Origin of the sequence: Deinococcus piscis (assembly GCF_014653275.1) — a bacterium.
In the GTDB taxonomy this organism is placed as follows: domain Bacteria; phylum Deinococcota; class Deinococci; order Deinococcales; family Deinococcaceae; genus Deinococcus; species Deinococcus piscis.
Map to the genome: position 1 here is coordinate 1 of NZ_BNAL01000028.1, position 18,693 is coordinate 18,693.

General features: G+C 64.6%; 16 protein-coding genes. 5 read left to right on the top strand and 11 right to left on the bottom strand.

All coding sequences use genetic code 11. The features are described from left to right. Positions 1 to 59 precede the first annotated feature (59 nt). Positions 60 to 863 (top strand): MFS transporter, encoded by an 804-nt coding sequence (locus tag IE158_RS10225; protein ID WP_189643609.1) that lies wholly within the window; start codon positions 60 to 62, stop codon positions 861 to 863. Positions 864 to 869: 6 nt separating this feature from the next. Here IE158_RS10225 and leuB read toward each other — a convergent pair whose 3' ends face one another. From leuB to IE158_RS10240, 3 genes are all read right to left on the bottom strand, one after another. Beyond that, complete coding sequence (gene leuB / locus IE158_RS10230; RefSeq protein WP_189643610.1) at positions 870 to 1,904, bottom strand: 3-isopropylmalate dehydrogenase; 1,035 nt, start codon at positions 1,902 to 1,904, stop codon at positions 870 to 872. Next, entirely contained in the window at positions 1,897 to 2,607 is a 711-nt protein-coding gene (locus tag IE158_RS10235) for a 3-isopropylmalate dehydratase small subunit (protein ID WP_229839059.1), read from the bottom strand. Before IE158_RS10235 ends, leuB begins: the two co-directional genes overlap by 8 nt. 67 nt (positions 2,608 to 2,674) lie before the next feature. Continuing rightward, positions 2,675 to 3,955 carry a 3-isopropylmalate dehydratase large subunit gene (locus tag IE158_RS10240; protein ID WP_189643611.1) on the bottom strand — a complete coding sequence of 427 codons (1,281 nt, stop codon included), beginning with the start codon at positions 3,953 to 3,955 and terminating at the stop codon, positions 2,675 to 2,677. Between the two features lie 456 nt (positions 3,956 to 4,411). On the opposite strand from IE158_RS10240, the gene IE158_RS10245 reads away from it, so the two are divergent. Next, positions 4,412 to 5,977, top strand: a complete 1,566-nt coding sequence (locus IE158_RS10245; protein WP_189643612.1) for a 2-isopropylmalate synthase — start codon at positions 4,412 to 4,414, stop codon at positions 5,975 to 5,977. Between the two features lie 68 nt (positions 5,978 to 6,045). Continuing rightward, on the top strand, positions 6,046 to 6,228 hold the full coding sequence (locus IE158_RS10250; protein WP_189643613.1) for a DUF2256 domain-containing protein: 183 nt from the start codon (positions 6,046 to 6,048) through the stop codon (positions 6,226 to 6,228). A gap of 120 nt (positions 6,229 to 6,348) precedes the next feature. On the opposite strand, the gene IE158_RS10255 is transcribed toward IE158_RS10250, so the two are convergent. The 4 genes from IE158_RS10255 to rnhB form a co-directional block, all read right to left on the bottom strand. Further along, a complete protein-coding gene (locus IE158_RS10255; protein WP_189643614.1) occupies positions 6,349 to 6,825 on the bottom strand; it encodes an NADPH-dependent FMN reductase in 477 nt (158 codons plus the stop codon). A 248-nt stretch (positions 6,826 to 7,073) separates the two neighbouring features. After that, the gene (locus tag IE158_RS10260; RefSeq protein WP_189643615.1) at positions 7,074 to 9,353 is read right to left on the bottom strand and encodes an esterase-like activity of phytase family protein; all 2,280 of its coding nucleotides are present in this window, start codon (positions 9,351 to 9,353) and stop codon (positions 7,074 to 7,076) included. Between the two features lie 105 nt (positions 9,354 to 9,458). After that, positions 9,459 to 10,160 (bottom strand): VIT1/CCC1 transporter family protein, encoded by a 702-nt coding sequence (locus tag IE158_RS10265; protein ID WP_189643616.1) that lies wholly within the window; start codon positions 10,158 to 10,160, stop codon positions 9,459 to 9,461. 20 nt (positions 10,161 to 10,180) lie between these two features. Further along, complete coding sequence (rnhB, locus tag IE158_RS10270) at positions 10,181 to 10,825, bottom strand: ribonuclease HII (protein ID WP_189643617.1); 645 nt, start codon at positions 10,823 to 10,825, stop codon at positions 10,181 to 10,183. Between the two features lie 165 nt (positions 10,826 to 10,990). Between rnhB and IE158_RS10275 the strand changes: the two genes are divergently transcribed. Continuing rightward, entirely contained in the window at positions 10,991 to 13,261 is a 2,271-nt protein-coding gene (locus tag IE158_RS10275) for a RelA/SpoT family protein (protein ID WP_189643638.1), read from the top strand. Positions 13,262 to 13,467: 206 nt separating this feature from the next. On the opposite strand, the gene IE158_RS10280 is transcribed toward IE158_RS10275, so the two are convergent. The 4 genes from IE158_RS10280 to abxC form a co-directional block, all read right to left on the bottom strand. Further along, positions 13,468 to 14,961, bottom strand: a complete 1,494-nt coding sequence (locus IE158_RS10280; protein ID WP_189643618.1) for a HAMP domain-containing protein — start codon at positions 14,959 to 14,961, stop codon at positions 13,468 to 13,470. A gap of 190 nt (positions 14,962 to 15,151) precedes the next feature. Continuing rightward, complete coding sequence (locus tag IE158_RS10285; protein WP_189643619.1) at positions 15,152 to 15,559, bottom strand: DUF8082 domain-containing protein; 408 nt, start codon at positions 15,557 to 15,559, stop codon at positions 15,152 to 15,154. Next, positions 15,556 to 16,428 (bottom strand): hypothetical protein, encoded by an 873-nt coding sequence (locus IE158_RS10290; protein WP_189643620.1) that lies wholly within the window; start codon positions 16,426 to 16,428, stop codon positions 15,556 to 15,558. Before IE158_RS10290 ends, IE158_RS10285 begins: the two co-directional genes overlap by 4 nt. A gap of 134 nt (positions 16,429 to 16,562) precedes the next feature. Beyond that, positions 16,563 to 17,222, bottom strand: coding sequence for a monothiol bacilliredoxin AbxC (abxC, locus tag IE158_RS10295; RefSeq protein ID WP_189643621.1), 660 nt, complete (start codon positions 17,220 to 17,222; stop codon positions 16,563 to 16,565). 157 nt (positions 17,223 to 17,379) lie between these two features. Here abxC and IE158_RS10300 point away from each other — a divergent pair, with 157 nt between their 5' ends. Then, on the top strand, positions 17,380 to 18,150 hold the full coding sequence (locus tag IE158_RS10300; protein WP_189643622.1) for a TSUP family transporter: 771 nt from the start codon (positions 17,380 to 17,382) through the stop codon (positions 18,148 to 18,150). The last annotated feature ends 543 nt before the right edge of the window (positions 18,151 to 18,693 follow it).

Genomic DNA, 18,693 nt, shown 5'->3' on the forward strand with positions numbered 1-18,693 from the left:
CCCGCAAGTCATTCCCATACCCAGCCGCCCCAACACGTTTCATCCTCTTATTATGTCAAATGCTCTATTGGGGCTTGCTGGCCCTCGCCGCCGCCAACGCGCTGCTCAACACACTGATTTTTGCGGCTGGAAGTGCATTGGTGCCGCGCCTGGTGCCCGATGAGCTGCTGGCCCGCGCCAATGCACTCAACAGCGGAGTGATGATGGGCCTGCCCCTGGTGGGCCTCGGCCTCGGCGGGGTACTGCTGGGGCTGCTGTCACCCGCCAGCGTGTACCTCTGCGCCGTGCCGCTGCTGGCGTTGGCTCCGCTGGCGGCTTTCTTTTTGCCCAAGCTAGCCGCGGCTGAGGCTAGAAAAGCCAGCGTGCTGGGCCTGTGGCACGACCTGCGGCGTGGCCTGCGGACCATCTTTGGGCAGACCTTTCTGACAGCGTCGTTTGGGTTTTCTTTTGGCCTGAATATTGGGCTAAATGTGATGAATGCCCGCGCGCCTCTTGCGCTGCGTAGCTCTGGCGGCGACATTCATGCCTACATCGTCTTTGAAGTGCTGGGCGCAGCGCTCGTGACGCTGGGACTACTGCCGATGCTGTCGGCGGCTGCGCAGGCGTGGTGGGCAGGGGCCGTGTGCTTTGGCGTGGGTCTCGGCCTCGTCAGCGTGGCCACCACCACCCGCTCGCAGCAACTGGTGCCCACGGCTGAGCGGGGCCGCACCATGGGTGCACTCATTGGCCTGAATGCACTGGGCCTGACCCTCGGCGCGGCGCTGGCCGCTTCAGCCCTATCCACACCCGCGCTGATGCTAGGGCTGGCGCTTGGGCTGGGGGCAGCAGCGTGGGCGCTGGACAGGGCGGTGAGGGCAGGGTAGGCCCCACTACAGCGCCCGCAACACCGCCGCTGTCAGCTCCTGCGTGCTGGCGGTTCCGCCCAGGTCGCGAGTCGGCTGCTCGCGCAGGGCCGTACGCACCGCCGCTTCTACCCGGTCTGCCTCGGCGCTGCGGCCCAGGCTGTAGCGCAGCAACATCGCCGCGCTGAGGATGGTGCCGCACGGATTGGCAACGCCCTGCCCCGCAATGTCAGGGGCGCTGCCATGAATAGGTTCGTACAGGCCCGTGCCTGCGCCCAGGCTGGCCGAAGGCATCAGCCCCAGCGAGCCGGGCAGCACCGCCGCAAGGTCGCTCAGGATGTCGCCAAACAGGTTCTCGGTGAGCAGCACATCGTAGCGCTCTGGCTGCGTGACCAGCAGGGTCGCCACACTGTCCACGTACTCGTGGTTCAGGGTCACCCCAGGAAACGCCCGCGCCTGGGCCGTGACCGTGTCGCGCCACAGCTCACTGACTTCCAGCACATTGGCTTTATCCACGCTGGTCACTGCGCCCCGGCGCTCCTGCGCGGCCCGGAACGCGTGCTCGCCCACCCGCTCGATTTCGGCGCGGGTATAGCCGATGGTGTTGAAGGCGGCTTCCTCGCCCCGTTCACGGCGGGGATCAAAGTACGCGCCACCCAGCAGCTCACGCACAATCAGCAGGTCCACCCCGGCGGCAATTTCGGGGCGCAGCGGGCTGAGATGTTCCAGCCCCGGCATCACCTGCACCGGGCGCAGGTTGGCGAACACGCCCAGATGCTCACGCAGCCGCAGCAGCCCACTTTCGGGACGCTGCGGCCGGGGCAAGCGGTTCCAGGGGCTGTCTGGCGCACCGCCCACCGTGCCCAGCAGCGCGGCGTCCGCTTCGACCAGGGCCGCCTGCGTGCTGGGCGGAAAGGGGTCGCCCTCGGCGTCATAGGCGCAGCCGCCAATCCGGCATTCCTCTAGCGACAGGTCCGGAGCCACCTCGCGCAGCACGGCCAGCGCCGCGCCGATAACCTCGGGGCCGATGCCGTCGCCGGGCAGCACGGCGACCTTAGGCACGGTCCGGCTCCGTGCCTGGCACTTCAGGTGATTCAGGAGATTCAAAGCTCTGGGCGTCGCCCTGCGGCTGCCCCGCGTGACCGTGCCCGGCCTGGGTGCTGGGGGTGTTCAGCGTCTCCCCTGCCAGAGCGGCAGCGTCCTGATCGCGCATGTACTCAAGCCAGCCGCCTGCTTCCCGCACCGCCAGCGCAAAGTCGGGCAGCGGGGTGAATCTCAGCTCGCGCCCCGTCGTTTCGTTGCGGATGGTGCCTGCCTCCAGGTCCAGCGTGGCCTCGTCGCCGTCGCTGAACAGCTCCGCGATGCCTTCGCATTCCAGCGCAGGAAAGCCGTTGTTGACCGCATTGCGGTAGAAGATACGGGCAAAGTTGGGAGCCAGCACCGCGCTGACGCCAGCACCGCGCAGCGCCCAGACGGCGTGCTCACGGCTGGAACCACAGCCAAAGTCGGCCCCGGCAATGACGATGTCGCCTTTGCCCACGCGCTGCACGAACTCGGGGTCGTAGTCCTGCATGGCGTAGGGGGCCAGTTCTTCCTCACGGTCCGTGGTGAGGTAGCGGGCGGGGATAATTTCGTCGGTGTTGATGTGGTCGCGCCCAAACACATGCACTCGGGCGGTGCGGGTGGTCATGGGCTGGAGCGTCTGGGTCTGGGTTTGCGTCTCGCGGGCGGGGCGCTGCTGCGGGCCGGTGCGGGGGTTGGTCATGGGGCAAAGCTCCTTGGGTGAAGGGGACGTGGTAAGCGGGCATGAACTGGGCAAGCAGAAGGCAAGCTCAGTCCGCAGCTTCCGCCTGCATGGTGCGCGGATCGGTAATCACGCCAGTCACGGCGCTGGCGGCCACCGTTGCCGGACTCGCCAGGTAGATCTGGGCGGTGGGGTCACCCATACGGCCCACGAAGTTGCGGTTGCTGGAGCTGATACAGACATCGTTCGGCCCCAGCACGCCCGTATGCATGCCCAGACATGCGCCGCAGCTGGGGTACGACACCGTCGCCCCCGCATCCACGAAAATCTCCATCAGCCCTTCGACTGCGGCCTGCTTCCAGATGGCCTGGGTGGCGGGCACGATGATCATTTGTACCCCGTCGGCCACCCGGCGGCCACGCAGAATCTGCGCCACTTCGCGCAGGTCGCTGATGCGGCCATTGGTGCAGCTGCCCACATAGGCGTGAGTCACAGGAATGGCGTCTGTCCCGGCCACGCGCCCATTGCTGGGGATGTGCGGATAGGCCACGGTGGGCTGCACCTGCGAGGCGTCAATCTCGATGGTCACGGCGTAGCGGGCATCCGGGTCCGACTGGTACTCGGTGTACTCGCCCGGCTCCACGCCGCGCACCCGCAGGTACTCGCGGGTGATGTCGTCCACCGCCACGATCCCGGTCTTGCCGCCCGCCTCAATCGCCATGTTGGTCAGGGTGAAGCGGCCTTCCATATCCAGGCGGTCAATGTAGTCGCCCACCCACTCCATCACCATGTAGTTGGCTCCGTCCGCACCAATCTGACGAATCACCTCCAGCACGATGTCTTTGGGAGTCACGCCGGGGCCGGCCTCGCCAATCACGCGAATCAGCATGGTTTCGGGCACCTTGAACCACACCCGGCCTGCGTAGATGGCCCCGGCCAGGTCAGTGCTGCCGACACCTGTGGCGAAGGCCCCCAGAGCGCCCGCGTTGCAGGTGTGGCTGTCGCCCGACACCAGCGTCTGCCCCGGCTTAATCAGGCCGCTGTTTTCGAGGACCACGTGGGCAATACCGCCGCGGCCCACGTCATAAAAGTGCCGGATGCCTTTGTCCTGCACCCAGCTTTTGAGCTTCTGGTACATCTGCGCGGCTTTGATGTTCATGGCCGGAACCGAGTGGTCCGGCACTGCCACAATTTTTTCTGGGTCGAACACCCGGTCCATGCCGCGCTCTTCCAGCATGCGCAGCGCGGCGGGCGTGGTGATTTCGTGGCACAGCACCAGGTCAGTGGTGCACTCCAGCAACTCTCCGGGAGTGACAGTCTCACGGCCAGCGTGCGCGGCCAGGATTTTTTCGGCGATAGTCGAGCCCATAGGTACATCTCCTCGTGAGTGGTGAGCGAAAGAAGGGGCCTGATCCAAAAAACCGGCCCCAGCAACGCATCGCTGGGGCCAGAGCGCAGAGAAACGCTAGGACCCGGAAAGCCGCAGTAGGCGGACAGAGGCAAATGTTTGCTTGCGGGTCCAATCAGGCATGCGAGGACTATACCCATCCCTCCATATTTTGGCAAGTGTAGAAGAAGACTTGCCAAATGCCTGACATTCGCTTAGGATGCCTTCTATGTTCCAGACCGCCGACCAGCTCCTACGCTGCTGTTCTCCCTGAGAGACAGTCGAGCGCCACAGTTTCGCGCCTCCCCTGCCCCCCGGAGAACACCCCACTTCTCCGGGGGGCCTTCTTTGTTCCGTGTCCGTCCACCGCGCTCACCTCTTCGCCTTCATCCCCGCTCAAGCATTCCCACTCAAGCATTTCCCCTTAAGGAGACCAATATGACCACTGCCCCCACTTTTCCAGCCGACCCCAACTACGTCCGCATCTTCGACACCACCCTCCGCGACGGTGAGCAAAGTCCCGGCGTGGCGCTCAATCACGCCCAGAAGGTAGAAATCGGCCAGCAACTCGCCCGCCTGGGCGTGGACATCATCGAAGCTGGGTTTCCCATTGCCAGCCCCGGCGACCTCGAAGGCGTGCAGCGCATCGCCCGCGAGGTGCGCGGCCCGGTGATTGCGGCGCTGGCCCGCGCTGGCCGCGCCGACATCGAGGCGGCGGCGCGGGGCGTGGAAGCAGCGCAGCGCCCACGCATCCATACCTTCATCGCCACCAGTCCTATCCACATGGAAAAAAAGCTGAAGCTGACCCCCGATCAGGTGGTGGAGCGGGCGGTGCAGGCGGTGGAATATGCCCGCACTTTTGTGGACGATGTGGAATTCAGCGCGGAGGACGCCACGCGTTCGGACGCAGAGTTTATGATTCGGATTTTCCGGGCTGCGGCTCAGGCAGGCGCGACCACCATCAACGTGCCCGACACGGTGGGCTACACCACCCCGGAAGAAATCCGCGCCCTGTTCGCCCGGCTGCGGGCCGAACTGCCCGGCCACATCATCCTCTCGGCGCACTGTCACGACGACCTGGGCATGGCCGTCGCCAACTCCATCGCAGCAGCCGAGGGCGGAGCGCGGCAGATTGAATGCACCGTGAACGGCATCGGAGAGCGGGCGGGCAACGCCAGCCTGGAAGAAATCGTGATGGCCTTTCATACCCGCGCCGACGTCTACGGCTTTCAGACCGGCATCCAGACCCGCGAACTGTACCGCGCCTCACGCCTGGTCAGCCGCCTGAGCGGCATGCCGGTGCAGCCCAACAAGGCGGTGGTGGGCGACAACGCCTTTGCCCACGAATCCGGCATTCACCAGGACGGAGTGCTCAAGGCCCGCGAAACCTACGAAATCATGAACGCCGAGCTGGTGGGCCGCGAAGCCGCCGTGATGGTGATGGGCAAGCACTCGGGCCGCGCCGCTTTCAGGGACGCACTCGAAAAACTGGGCTACAGCGACTTCAGCGACGAAAAAGTGCAGGGGCTGTTTGGCCGGTTCAAGGACCTGGCAGACCGCAAGGGCCAGCTGTACGCCGAAGACCTGCGCGCCCTGGTTGAGTCGCGCACCGACGTGCCGCAGACCTACAGCCTGGAAGCGTTTCAGGTCACGTCCGGTATGAACGTCGAGCCGGTGGCTTTTGTGCGCCTGCACACGCCTGGGGGCAGCCGCAGCGCCACCGCCCACGGCGACGGCCCCGTCGAAGCGACCTTTCAGGCCATCAGCGACATTACTGGCGTGCAGCCGGAGCTGGAAAAGTACCGCATCCAGTCGGTGACGCAGGGCGACGACGCCCTGGGCGAGGTGAGCCTCACCGTGCGGCACGGCGAGCAGTACCACAGCGGCGTGGGGGTCGCCACCGACATCGTGGAGGCCAGCGCCCGCGCCTGGCTGCGGGTCATCAACATGATCGAGGCCGGCATGGGCAAGGAGAAAGTCAGCGCCCAGGGGGGCACGCCCTAAACCCAGCGCTGAAGGCAAAAGATAGGGCCTGCGGAAAATGTGTACTCCGCAGGCCCTATTCTCGGCTTATGCCCAAAAAGCATGTCAATGGCAAAGCCACCCAGTTGCCCTCCGAGCGGGCCAGCAAGGTGTGCCCAGTGTACGGTCTGCCCTTTTCTTGGCGGCGCCGGTGGGAGCGCGACTGGGACAACGTGCGCTACTGCTCAGACCGCTGCCGAGCGGCAAAGGGACAGGCGGGACAAGCGCACTAAAGAGCGTGACGCCACAGGGGGCGAACAAGGGCATGGTCAGCCCTGCTTGTCATTTCCCGAATGACTGTTGGCAGCGGCGCGGCATAGCTGCATCACGCTGTACTCCAGCTGGGCACACAATTATGGATCATGGATGAGTCCATCCGGACCGAGGGCGCTGCGGGGAACAGGGAGAGGCAAGCAGGCGTCCTCAATCACCTGTGCCCCAACGTACCCCAGCACAAGCCGCAGGGAAGCATGGGCGTCTTTGGCCTCGGTGGGCGCAGTGGAGACATTGATCCAGGCCACGGACTTGTCGTTCATCACCACGCTGCCCACCGTCCACTCCAGCAGATTTTTGAATGCTCCAGGGAGTGCGCCCGCGTATTCAGGGGTACACATCAGCACAGCGTCGGCTTCGGCCACCGCGCCGCGCAACTGCTGGACAGCGGGCGGCAGCGGGTCATGGTCCAGGTCAGGGCTGTAGTAAGGGAGGTGCTCTGTCCCACTGTAAATCCTCACAGATAGGCTGGCTGGGGCAAGCCGCTGGACCGTTTGGAGGGTGGCACCGTTCACCGACCCTTCCCGCAAGCTGCCACTCAGGAGCAAAAGGTTCATGGCGCTCAGGCTAGAGGCTATGGCGCAGGCTGGGAAGAGAGCCTTTTCTCGCAGTTGGAGCACTGCTCTAGGGGATTTGGAACAGCATCATGAAAGCCATCATTCCCAACCCCAGCAGAACCCGAACAGCCAGAGGGACCAGCAGCACGCTCAGGCCCAGGCGCAAGCGGGCGCTGGGTAGGTAGCGCAGCGCATAAAGGGCGGGCTACGTCCACACGCAGCCCGCCCCCTCCTCTGATGCAGTCCTCTCAGCGGGCCACGTTCAGCGCCTGCGGCAGCCGCAGCCACAGCACTTCGGTGTCGTCCTTCACGTCTGCGCCGCGCCCGCCGGTGGCCGGGTAATTGTTGTCGTTGGCGACCAGAATGGTGTTCTTGTCGAGCACCAGCACGTTTTCGATGGTGAAGAAGGGGAAACCCAGCACGCCACTGACACTGTTGGGTGAGAGCTGTTGCGGGTCGGCCAGGTTCATCAGGTCAGCGACCAGCGTTTTGTGGATGGTGCCGTCCGCGTTCTGGCGGGCCAGGTCCAGCAGGTAGATGCGCTTAACGCGGGCGGCTGCGCCCTGCTTGTTGTCGCGCTCAATCACCAGATACTGCGTGTCGTTCACAGCGGCCAGGTCACCGATGGCTTCGGCTCCCTCGTCCAGGCGCAGGCGGCCCGCCAGCTTCCATTGGCGGGTAGCCAGGTCAAAGGCGTGCAGGCGCAGGGTACCCGCTTCATCGCCCTGCACAGCCTTTTCGAGCAGCGCATACAAGGTCTTGCCGCTGGGGCTGATGGCGAGGCCCTCATAGCCGCCGCTGGCAGGCAGGTTGGACGCATTCGGCTGACCGCCAGCGAAGGCAGGATTTTGCGGGCTGCGCACCTGAGCCGCCGTGTATTCCCGGGCCACTTCTGCGCCGGTGGCAGGGAAATCGGTAAAGAAGCCGTCCACCCCAGCCCGCAGCGCCTGACGCATTTCAGCTTTGGGGTCGCCGCCGTAGCAGGGCAGCAGGTAGGTTGGTTCGTTGCGGAGCGTCCAGATGTGCAGCGGCAGGCCAGCGGCGTGGGCGCGGCTTACAAAGTCCGTCACCTGGCATTTTTCGTCAATCACCCAGCGTTTGTAGGGGCCGACTGCATCGGCATAACTGGCAATTTCGCGCAGGCCCGCGTCCGAGAGCATGTCGGTAGAGGTGCGCGGGTCACCTGCCGCCTTGAGGTCATAGGCGGGTTCGTCAGGGCTGCTCACCAGCTGCACCAGCGGGATATTCACGCCCGCCTTGGGCATGATGGCGCTGTTCAGCTCTTTGAGGTTCCCCACCTCAAACGACTGAATGTAGATGCGGGCCGGGTCGGTGAACTGTTCGCGCACCAGCGTGTCAATGAGCAGCTGGCTGGTGTTGAACCCGGCCACCTCGCGCATGTAGGTGGGGTGCTTGGTCTCGGGGTAGATGCCGACCTTGCGGCCCGACTTCGCTTCTTCCTCACGCACCAGCGCAATCACTTCCGCGAGGGTGGGAATCTCGAACTGACCGTCGTAGGCGGTGCCGCGCAGCTTGGGCAGGCGCTCTACGGCTTTCAGGGTCTTCAGCTCGGCCAGGGTGAAGTCTTCCACGAAGTAGCCGCGCACCGGCACGCCGTCCAGCGTCTTGGTGGTCAGGCGGTCACGGAATTCGGGGCGGCTGTGAACATCGGCGGTGGCTTCGGTCACTTTGTCATCTGCGCCCACCATGGCAATCACGGGTTCATGGCGGGCCACCAGCACGCCGTCTTTGGTCACCACCAGGTCCGGCTCGATAAAGTTGGCCCCCGCCGCAATCGCCTCACGGTAAGCGGCCAGTGTGTGCTCAGGCCGGGTGCCCGAGCTGCCCCGGTGGCCGACCACCACGGGGGGTTTGCCGTTCAGGGTAGGGAGGCCAGGCAGGTTGGGCGTGGCAATGGGAGCTTCCAGCAGCTTGCCATCCGCGCTGAAGTGCAGCAGGTAAGGGCCGAACTCGTCCCCAACCCACAGCGTGCCGTCGGGAGCCACCACGAAACCTTCGGGGTCAAAGTCCGCGCCCGTCAGCAGACGCCCTTCGCTGTCCTCATTCACGATGCGGAAGGGAATGCGCCGGTCCGGGTCGCGGAGCTGCACCGACTGCCCCACCTGCGGCACGCTGCCAGGGCGGGTCTGCCCCTCAAAGCCCACGCGGTACAGCCGCAGCAGATAGTCCGCCGAGTTGGCCCTGGAGCCGAAGCCGTTGTCGCTCAGGAACAGGTAAGAACCGTCACGCAGGCGCTGCACACCGCTGAACCCCTGCACGGGCTGCCCCTGAAAGCGGGCCTCGCCGCGCAGGCCTTCGCCGTTCCAGGCCCCACTGGCCGGGCCACCGGCAAAGGTATCGGCGGGCAATTCGGCGTAGCCTACCAGGGTCACGCGGCCCACAGTGGCTGGTGCCGAGGCCGGGCTGGCAGCGGCTGGAGCAACAGCAGGCACGCCACCGCCGGCCACTGTGGCCAGGGCGCTGGACAGCGAGGCGGTCAGCAGCGTGGTCAGGGTCAGGTTTCTCATCCCTGAAATGATGGCGGTGAATTGTCAGGCGGGCATCAATCGGGGCAGCGTGGCTGGTGGGGGCGGTCTGCGCCCCATTCTTCACGCCAGCTTAAGTGCAGAAAGTTAGGCCTGCACGCCAAAGAAGCTGCCCACCAGGGCGCTCAGCGCCATCGCCGCCGCGCCCCACAGGGTGACGCGCAGCGCGCCTTTCCAGATGGATGCGCCGCCTGCATAAGCCGCCAGGGCTCCCAGCAACAGCAGGGCCAGCAGCGTGACCACCGTGACCCCCACGCCTACGATGTCATGCGGCAGCAGCACCGCCGCAATCACCGGAATAATGCCTCCCGCGACAAAAGCCAGCGCCGAGGCCAGGGCCGCCTGAAACGGCTGCGCCCGCAGCTCCTCGGTGATGCCCAGCTCCTCGCGGGCGTGCGTGCCCAAGGCGTCGGCAGCGGTCAACTGCTCGGCCACCTGCCGGGCCAGAGTCGGCTCCACGCCGCGCCCCACATAGATATCGGTCAGCTCCTGCAACTCGTACTCGGGTTGCTCGCGCAGCTCGCGGGCTTCCTTGGCGAGGTTGGCGTGCTCGGTGTCGGCCTGCGACTGCACCGAGACGTATTCGCCCGCCGCCATCGAAGTGGCCCCGGCCACCAGCGCCGCCACACCGGCCAGCAGGATGGTGCCGGGAGTGGTGCCCGCCGCCGCTGCTATTCCCACCACGATGCTGGAGACCGAAACCACGCCGTCGTTGGCTCCCAGAACGGCGGCCCGCAGCCAGCCGATGCGGTCCGTGTTGTGATTTTCCTGATGCATTACTTGAGTCATAGGGCACATGCTGCCACGGCTCAGCCCAGAATGCGCCGCTGCAAGGCCAGCGCCACTGGCCTGAAACCGGCGCGGTGCACCTCACTCACGCCCAGCTCGGCCAGGGCGGCGCGGTGCTGGGGCGCTCCGTACCCCTTGTGGGAAGCGAAACCGTAGCCAGGGTACTCGGCGTCCAGCCGGGTCATCAGGGCGTCGCGCTCGGTTTTGGCGAGGATGCTGGCCGCGGCCACGCTGTAGCTCAGCGCGTCGGCGCGGGGCGGAGCCAGGATCGGCAGCGGGGTGCGCAGCCGCAGATAATCGGTGACCAGTGCTTGCGGCTCTGGGTCCAGTGCAGCCAGGGCGCGGGCCGCCGCTGCGTGGGTGGCTCCCAGAATATTGAGCTGCTCAATTTCATCCGGCCAGGCGTGCTCCACCGCCCAGGCCAGCGCCACGCGGCGCACCTCGGCGGCCAGCTCAGTGCGGCGGGCGCTACCCAGCGCCTTGCTGTCGGCAAATGGCAGCTCCGCGCCCGTGTTGGGCAAAATCACGGCGGCCACCGTCACCGGCCCCGCCCAGGCCCCGCGCCCAGCTTCATCTACCCCCGCCACCCGGAAATAGCCGCGCACCCAGTGCTGACGCTCCAGCGACCAGTCGGCGGAAACAGCGGGCAGGCGGGCGTCGGTCATGCGCCCCAGCATAGAACACTCGGCAAAAAAATAAACTCCTTTTCCGCAAGTGAAGCGCGTGCGAAATGCCCTGCACGACGCGAAATGATGCCGTTCGGCCTTGCAAGGTGACGCAGCAAAGTAGAGGCGGCCAAGCGCGGCGCTATGCTGGGGAGCGTGCATGGGATGGAACATCTGCGCGGCCTGGTGGCGGAGCGGCCAGCAGCCGAACGCGACCTGATAGAGCGCGCCTACGACTTTGCCCGCGAGGCTCACGCAGGTGTGGTCCGCAAAAGCGGCGAGGAGTACATCACCCACCCGGTGGCTGTGGCAACCATTCTGGCCGAACTGGGCATGGACAGCACCAGCATCGCTGCTGGGCTGCTGCACGACACGGTGGAGGACGTGGACGGCGTGACCTTTGAGGTCATCACCGAGCAATTTGGCCCCGAGGTCAGCCGCATCGTGGAAGGCGAAACCAAGGTCAGCAAGCTGAGCAAGGCTGGCTCGCAGACCGCCGAGGTGAGCGACGACGGGCGCGACATGCAGGCCGAAAACCTGCGCCAGATGCTGATCGCCATGACCGACGACCTGCGAATCATCGTGGTCAAGCTGGCGGACCGGCTGCACAACATGCGCACCATGGACGCCATGCCCGCAGAGAAGCAAAAGCGCATCTCACGCGAGACGATGGAAGTCTTCGCGCCGCTGGCGCACCGCCTGGGCATCGGGCAGGTCAAATGGGAGCTGGAAGACCTCAGCTTCCGCTACCTGTATCCCGAGGAATACGCGGAATTGCGCTCCCGCCTTCGGATGCAGCTGGACGAGCGCGACGGCATCGTCAAGGCGGCCGAAGAAAGCCTGCACTCGGCCCTAAAAGACGACCTGGAGCTGCCCGACTGGGTGGCCACCATCGACATTTCGGGGCGCTCCAAGCACCTGTGGAGCATCTTTGGCAAGATGCGGCGCGAGGGCAAAGCGCTGGAACAGATTTTTGACCTGATGGCGCTGCGGGTCATCCTGACGCCCCGGCCTATGGAAGCCCGCGAAGGCACCGACCCCGAGCGGCTGGCCCGCGCCGAGGAAACCCGCGAAAAGCGCATCTGCTACCACACCATTTCCATCGTTCACTCGCTGTGGACACCGCTGCCAGGCCGCTTCAAGGACTACATCGCCGTGCCCAAGCCCAACGGCTACCAGTCGCTGCACACCACCGTCATCGGCAAAAGTGGGCAGCCGATAGAGATTCAGATTCGCTCGCTGCGAATGCACGAGGTGGCGGAATACGGCGTGGCCGCGCACTGGATGTACAAGCAGGGCGGGCAGCTGAACCAGCGCGAGCGCGACCAGTGGATTGACCAGCTGCGCGAGCTGCAAAACGAAGTGGGCGACGCCACCGAGTACATGGACACCGTCAAGAACGATTTCCTGTCGCAGCGGGTACGCGTGTTCACGCCTAAGGGCCTGGCGATCAGCCTGACTGCGGGCAGCACGCCGGTGGACTTTGCCTACCACATTCACACCCGCATCGGAGAAACGATGGTGGGCGCACGGGTCAACGGCAAAATCGTGCCTCTCAGCCAGAAACTGCAAAACGGTGACATGGTCGAAATCCTGACCAGCAAGAATGGCAAGCCCAGCAAGGACTGGCTGAACTTCGCTGGCACGCGCTCGGCCCGCACCAAGATTCGCTACTTTTTCCGCCAGGACGAGCGCCTCGGTGCATTGGCGCACGGACAGCAGATGCTGGAGCGCTACTTGCGTAAGCGCCAGCTGCCGGTCCGCAAACTGATGAGCATCAAAAAGCTGGAGGAGGCCGCGCAGAAGCTGGCCGGCAGCCGCAACCCCGACGAGCTGTTCTTGGCACTGCATGCGGGCAAAGTGACCACGTCCCAGGCCGCCCGCACGCTGGACCCCTCACTGACACTCAAAAAAGGTGCAGCGGAGCAAGTTTCAGCCCCCATAGCGACCAAAAGAGACAGCGGAGCGCCCACCGTGTACGTGGACGGCATGAGCACCGCCACCAAGCTAAGCCAGTGCTGCCAGCCGATCCGGGGTGACCAGATCATGGGCTACCTCACCCGGGGGCGCGGAGTCAGCATTCACCGCATTGATTGCCCCAACATGATCCGGCTGCTGGCCGATGAGCCGGAGCGCTGCGTCTCGGCGTCGTGGAATACCCGCTCAGAGGAGCGCTTTGAGGTCAACTTGGATGTGGTGGCCCCTGACCGGGACGGTCTGCTGGCCGATATTCTCAGTGTGCTGGCCCGCAACCGCCAAAGCCCGCTGCGCTTCGAAGCGTTCGTGGACGCGGAGCAAGCGGCGCACATCTGCCTGCGGCTGGATTTCGGCAGCAACCCGGAGATGACCAGCCTGCTTGATGAACTGCGCACCGTCAGCGGCGTTGAAGAGATTCGCCGCACACGCGGCTTTGGTCAGACGGCCCTGAACGAATAAGAGGGCCTGCGGGGGATTCGGCGCTGCTTGAGTGAAGGGAGACCAGCGCACTCCGTATCCCTGGTGCCAGGCGACCCAGACCGCTACGAGAAAAGCGCCGCCCACCAATGGTGCGGGCGGCGCTCTGTCAGGGGCGTGAGCAGCCAGGCTAGCGCTTGCGGCGGCGTGAGCGGCAGGCTAGCGCTTGCGGCGGCGTGAGCGGCAGGCTAGCGCTTGCGGCGGCGCAGGCGGTCCATGGCCGCGCTGAGGCTCAGGCGCATGCGTTCCAGAGCCTGTGCCAGATCGCCCAGCTCGTCATTGGCCTCGGCGCGCACCGGCTGGCTCAGGTCACCCGAGCTGATGGCATCGGCAGCCCGCACCAGGCGCTGCACTGGCGAGAGCAGGGCCTGCGCGGCGCGGCGGGCCCACAGCGCAGTCAGGCCCAGCAGCAGCAGGGAGGCCAGGACCCAGGGAGGAACCACACGGCCCAGGCTGCTCGTATAAGGCACGCCTACCGTCACCTGAGTTGCTGACGTGGTGCCGGCGTCTACAGCCTGTCCTCCAGCCTGGCCAACCAGGTAGGATTCACCGCTACGGAACACCCCGTTGGCCCCGCTGCCTTGCCACTTGGCAAAAGCTTGTTGCAGGGCCTGTGCCTGCTCATCTTGGACATCGCTTGCAAAATAGGTGGGGCCACCGGGGAAACTCACCTGCAGAAACCCGATCTTGTCATCATCCACCAGGGTCCGCAGTTGGCTTTGCAAGGTGGGAGCGTCGGCAGCCGCCGACAAGGTGGTGCTCAGGGTGTGGGCCAGGGTATCGGCCTGTGCAGTTGTGCGGCTACGTTCGGCGGCTGGCAGCAGAAGCAAGAGCAGCAGCAGCGACAGCAGCGACAGTGCCGCAGTAGGCAGCAGTGAAGTCAGGAGCAGCTCACGCCCCAGGCTGCGGCGGGGCCCGCTCACCATGGGGAGCGCGGCGCCATCCGCCACGTCCATAAAGCTGGTAGCCAGGGGCGCTGGGGTTACTTCCACACCTGACTGCACCGGCACATCCACTTTCAGCGAGTCGGCGAAGTCAGCCCAGACATCTTCGCTGGCGTCCGCTGGGCGGCGGTCTGCTGCCGCACTCCCGCCCAATTCCTGAGTGAAACTGGCCCACTCATCCACCGCACCCGCGTCTTTGCGGTCTGCACGGTCTGAGGCCAGCGCAACAGTGCCTGGCACCGCGCTAAAGACCTGGGTGTGGCCTGCGCCCTGAGCAGCACTCTCCCCAAACGGGTCTGTGCCGAAAGGGTCACTTCCAAAGGGAGCGCCGCCGAAAGTATCGGTTCCAAACGGGTCAGCCGCGAAGGGAGCTGCGCTGAACGGGTCTGCTGCGCCAGCACTGGCACCAAATGGATCAGCATGAGGGCTGAATGCACCTGAATCCGTCCCTGGAACCGGCCCCTGTGCCGCTCCAACATGGACTGCACCTGAAAGGCTGCTGATTTCGCCTTCCTCGGGCACTTCTTCCAGGTTGACTGCTGCGCCCACCGCGCTATAGATACCCAGGAGCTTTTCGGCTTTGGCGCGGGTGGTGGGCTTGAGCAAACGCCCTGAGCGGCGGCCCGCCAGCTTGCCAGCAGCAGCAGCGCTCAGTCCCAGCCGCTGCGAGAGCTGCTGCTCCAGCTCGGCGCGGACCTCATCCTGAACAGGGTGCTGAATGACTACGGTGTACTTCATGCTTTCCTTCCTTTACCTGGCTGTCGCCCGGTCTGGCTTAGCCGACATAACCTCAAACTGTGTGACATGCCCAGGAATCCCCGACCCCGGCCCCACTGGAACAGTGGTTCTAGCTTAGGGTCCACCGTCTGACCACTTAGGCACAGTCCGGCAGCCACAGGATAAAATCCCCGCCGCACCAGAACCCGTCTCAGGCCAGCCCCTGATCACGTGCCAGGTGGGCAAAAGCGCTGCGCTGCTGTGGTTCCAACTCCTGCGAAATTCGTTGGAACACCGTTCCAGCACGTGGCGCTGGCCCTAGCTCCTCTACCGCTTCTTCCACAAGTACCCCAGCAATCGGACCAATCAAGCTGCCCAGCACCCGCGTAATCTCCTGCTGAAGACTGGCGTCCACAGGGCGCATCAGGCGCTGGTGGCTCTCGGCGCGGCCAGCCGCTTCGGCCAGCGCCTGGGCCACCTCGTCCTCACTGACTCCAGCCAGGCGGGCCACTTCCGCCGCCGACAAGTGCCCGTCGATCAGGTCCAGTACTTTCCAGGTACGGTAGGGCAGCGGCGTCTCGTCGCTCAGCTCCTGGGGCCAGACTGGGGGGCGGGTCATGCGCCCTCTCCTTCTAGCGCAGGCAGGCCACTCGCATTCCAGAGTTCATGCTGGCGCAGTGTGCTCAGTGGTAGGTCGCTCAGACGGAGACCGAGCCGGGCCAGCACAGCCCGGTAAGCGGCCAGCAGGGCAGGCTGCAATTCCTGGGGCCGGACGCTCGGCTCCACCTGCAACTCGCCGGTCCGCACCGTGACCTCACGGACAAAGGGGTCCAGCACCGGATAGTGCGGAGCCAGCGCGAGAGACACTTGCCGCCAGACTTCGTCCACTGCGGCGCGGCGGTGGGTCACGGCCAGCACTTGCCGCCAGAATTCCGTCAGCGCGGCGGCGTCCGGGGTCCGGCGCAGTGCCACGAACCGCCAGTCCTGCTCGGGCGCATCGGGCGTCCAGTGGCCCCAGCGCGGCTCGCCTTCCTCCCAGTAAGACATGGCCTGGGGCGCGGCCCCCATGCCGCTCAGCACTCCAGTCTGCCCCGCCAGCTGCCCGGCCACCTGCGCTCCGGTGCCCCGCAGTGTCTGGCCTGCCGCCGCGCGGTGTTCCCACATGGCCGCCGCCGCCCTTTCATCCAGGGGCACCAGCGTGACGCGGGCACGTGGCAGTCCCCGCATCAGCGCCGCAAAATTCAGGTCGCGGGCGCCACTGTACCCCCCCAACAGTTGCCCCGCTTTCCACACGAACGAAGCACACGCCGCGTCCGAGTTGGCCTGAAACAGCAAGCTCTGGCCAGCCTGCGAACGGGTTTTCAGGTCAGCGATCACCTCGTCCCAGGGGTAGAAGTCGGTGGAGAGATGGAGGTAGACCGGCGCAGGCATGCTCCGCGCCGCAGTGGCCTGGCCGCCGGTCTGAACTGGAGAAGTGGGGTCAGTCATGGCTCAGAAGGCAGTATAAAGGGCTGCCTCCTACAAATGGCAGCCACATGAGAAAATGAAGGTCGCAGACGTGAGATTTCTGCCACGTAGGTGGCCCTTGGTTCTGCTCACAGGACCAGAGGCGAACCTCCCCGTCAGGCGTTCTGTCCGCGCAGGGCCAGCAGCTCACCGCGTAGCTCTTCCACACGCGGGCGCAGGTCGCCGCGTGACGTGGGCGCACCCAACTGGTGCAGTCCGCCGTGGTAGGCATCTGGGTCACCGAACAGGCGCGAAAGCAGCTCGAATTCACGCTGTGAGCGCAAGCTGGCGTCGTCGCGGAACAGCGGCACCCAGCGGTCCTGGAACTCGAAATCGTTGAGCTGTCCGCCGAGGTAGGCGTCCATCAGGTTCAGGTACGGCTGGATATTGCCCTCAGTTTCCACGCTGCCACCGGCACGGGCCGGCACCAACGCCGTGAAGACGGGCTCCAGCGCCTCGGGGGTAATGTCCCAGTTGTTCACCTCAAAGCGCGGCTGGCCCTGCTGGAAAATAATCAACTGGGGGCTATGGTGCTGAATGCCGGTCATCTCGGCCACAAAGTTGGAGGCCGGACGCCAATCCACCACGCGGATAAAGCCCACCGGCAGCTCATGGCGCTGCAAAAAGGTTTCCAGCACGCCAAAGCCCTGCATGGTCTTGTGGCAGGTGCCGGCCTTGAACACGGCGGCCAATGGGTACTCGGCCAGGAACGTCTGCACTTCTTCGGGGGTGGTCAGGGGCAGGAGCACCTGCTCTGCTTGGGTCGCTTGAGTCATACACGGGAGCATAACAAAGGGGACACAGGACAAAGGTGGCATGCGGCAAAGAGTGGACGGAAGACTCCCGGTCCACTGCTTATTCACATCCTTGCCAACTGCGCCCGTCCGCTTGCCCCGGCAGGTCAGGAGAAGGCCTGGCCGCTAGACTGGCAGGATGTTTGGTCTTGAGCTGGGCACTATCGGCCCCGAAGTGCTGCTGTATGCCCTGCCGCTGGCCTTTTTGGCTGGGTTTATTGACGCAGTGGCGGGCGGCGGCGGCACCATTTCACTGCCAGCACTGTTTTTTATGGGCCTCAGCCCGGTGCAGGCGGTGGCGACCAACAAACTGCTGGCCATTTTCGGGTCGGCCACGTCCACCTATCAGTACTGGCGCGGCGGGCACCTGGACCGTGCGCTGCTGCTGCGCACCGTGCCCCTGGCCCTGATTGGCAGTGCGCTGGGGGCGTATCTGGTCCGCTTTGTGGACCCGGACAATTTCCGCACCCTGGTCGGCGTGGTCATTCTGGTGGTGGGCGCCCTGGTCATCGCCAACAAGCGCTTTGGGCTGGAGTCCACCTATCCGGGCCTCACGGCGCGGACCCTGGCCATCGCGCTGCCGGGCGTGCTGACCATCGGCATCTACGACGGCTTTCTGGGACCGGGCACCGGCACCTTTTTGATGCTGCTGTTCGCGCTGACCGGCATGAATCTGGTGAGTTCCAGCGGCAACGCCCGCGCGGTCAACTTCGCCACCAACCTGGGCGCACTGTCGCTATTTTTGCTGGCAGGCAACATCGTGTGGTGGCTGGGCCTCAGCATGGGTGTCGCCAACGCGCTGGGCGCGGCGACAGGCGCACGCATGGCCATGCTCAGGGGTAGCAGCTTCGTGAAGGCGATTTATGCCGTGATCGTGGTGATCGTGGCGCTGGTGATGTTCCGGGGATAATCTCAAAAAAGGTAATGACTCAGCATTACTATTGGACATAGAATGGATAATGCACTTGAGGCCTTCTCCGAACTGCTCAGGTCCTATGTAACAACCATAGATTTTCAGTTTTACTGCGTCGGGGATTTAAAAGATGCAAGTTCGCTCCCCGCCTGGAAGGGAATATTCCGCAATCCAAAAGTAATAGAATATAGACTGTATTGGGACGACTAGCCCATTGAGATGACCCTCATCGCTGTCAGTGTCGGACAGATGCCAGAAAACATTAAGGACTCCCTTGAAAAGTCTATAATCGAACTCTCTCAGCATTCGCCATACATATTTGCCTTACCAGAAGGAGTCTTTGATGCATCTACGCTGGATAGCGAGTGGTTCATCCAGAGTACATACGCCATAGGGGCTGTCAGTACCGGTATACATTTGTGCTTAGATGAAGATCAGAGAAAAGAAGCCGACTAGAAAAATGCGGTGGGAAATTTCTATAAGAAAATCTATCAAGATTACCCAGGCTTGAGAGGCGTAGATTCCCCATAGCTCTCGTCC

What these genes read in the sequence shown, in the direction of transcription:
- IE158_RS10225 (WP_189643609.1), top strand. Translation starts at nt 60, where the DNA reads ATGCTCTATTGGGGCTTGCTGGCCCTCGCCGCCGCCAACGCGCTGCTC.
- IE158_RS10235 (WP_229839059.1), bottom strand. Translation starts at nt 2,607, where the DNA reads ATGACCAACCCCCGCACCGGCCCGCAGCAGCGCCCCGCCCGCGAGACG.
- IE158_RS10240 (WP_189643611.1), bottom strand. Translation starts at nt 3,955, where the DNA reads ATGGGCTCGACTATCGCCGAAAAAATCCTGGCCGCGCACGCTGGCCGT.
- IE158_RS10245 (WP_189643612.1), top strand. Translation starts at nt 4,412, where the DNA reads ATGACCACTGCCCCCACTTTTCCAGCCGACCCCAACTACGTCCGCATC.
- IE158_RS10250 (WP_189643613.1), top strand. Translation starts at nt 6,046, where the DNA reads ATGCCCAAAAAGCATGTCAATGGCAAAGCCACCCAGTTGCCCTCCGAG.
- IE158_RS10255 (WP_189643614.1), bottom strand. Translation starts at nt 6,825, where the DNA reads ATGAACCTTTTGCTCCTGAGTGGCAGCTTGCGGGAAGGGTCGGTGAAC.
- IE158_RS10260 (WP_189643615.1), bottom strand. Translation starts at nt 9,353, where the DNA reads ATGAGAAACCTGACCCTGACCACGCTGCTGACCGCCTCGCTGTCCAGC.
- IE158_RS10265 (WP_189643616.1), bottom strand. Translation starts at nt 10,160, where the DNA reads ATGACTCAAGTAATGCATCAGGAAAATCACAACACGGACCGCATCGGC.
- rnhB (WP_189643617.1), bottom strand. Translation starts at nt 10,825, where the DNA reads ATGACCGACGCCCGCCTGCCCGCTGTTTCCGCCGACTGGTCGCTGGAG.
- IE158_RS10275 (WP_189643638.1), top strand. Translation starts at nt 10,991, where the DNA reads ATGGAACATCTGCGCGGCCTGGTGGCGGAGCGGCCAGCAGCCGAACGC.
- IE158_RS10280 (WP_189643618.1), bottom strand. Translation starts at nt 14,961, where the DNA reads ATGAAGTACACCGTAGTCATTCAGCACCCTGTTCAGGATGAGGTCCGC.
- IE158_RS10285 (WP_189643619.1), bottom strand. Translation starts at nt 15,559, where the DNA reads ATGACCCGCCCCCCAGTCTGGCCCCAGGAGCTGAGCGACGAGACGCCG.
- IE158_RS10290 (WP_189643620.1), bottom strand. Translation starts at nt 16,428, where the DNA reads ATGACTGACCCCACTTCTCCAGTTCAGACCGGCGGCCAGGCCACTGCG.
- abxC (WP_189643621.1), bottom strand. Translation starts at nt 17,222, where the DNA reads ATGACTCAAGCGACCCAAGCAGAGCAGGTGCTCCTGCCCCTGACCACC.
- IE158_RS10300 (WP_189643622.1), top strand. Translation starts at nt 17,380, where the DNA reads ATGTTTGGTCTTGAGCTGGGCACTATCGGCCCCGAAGTGCTGCTGTAT.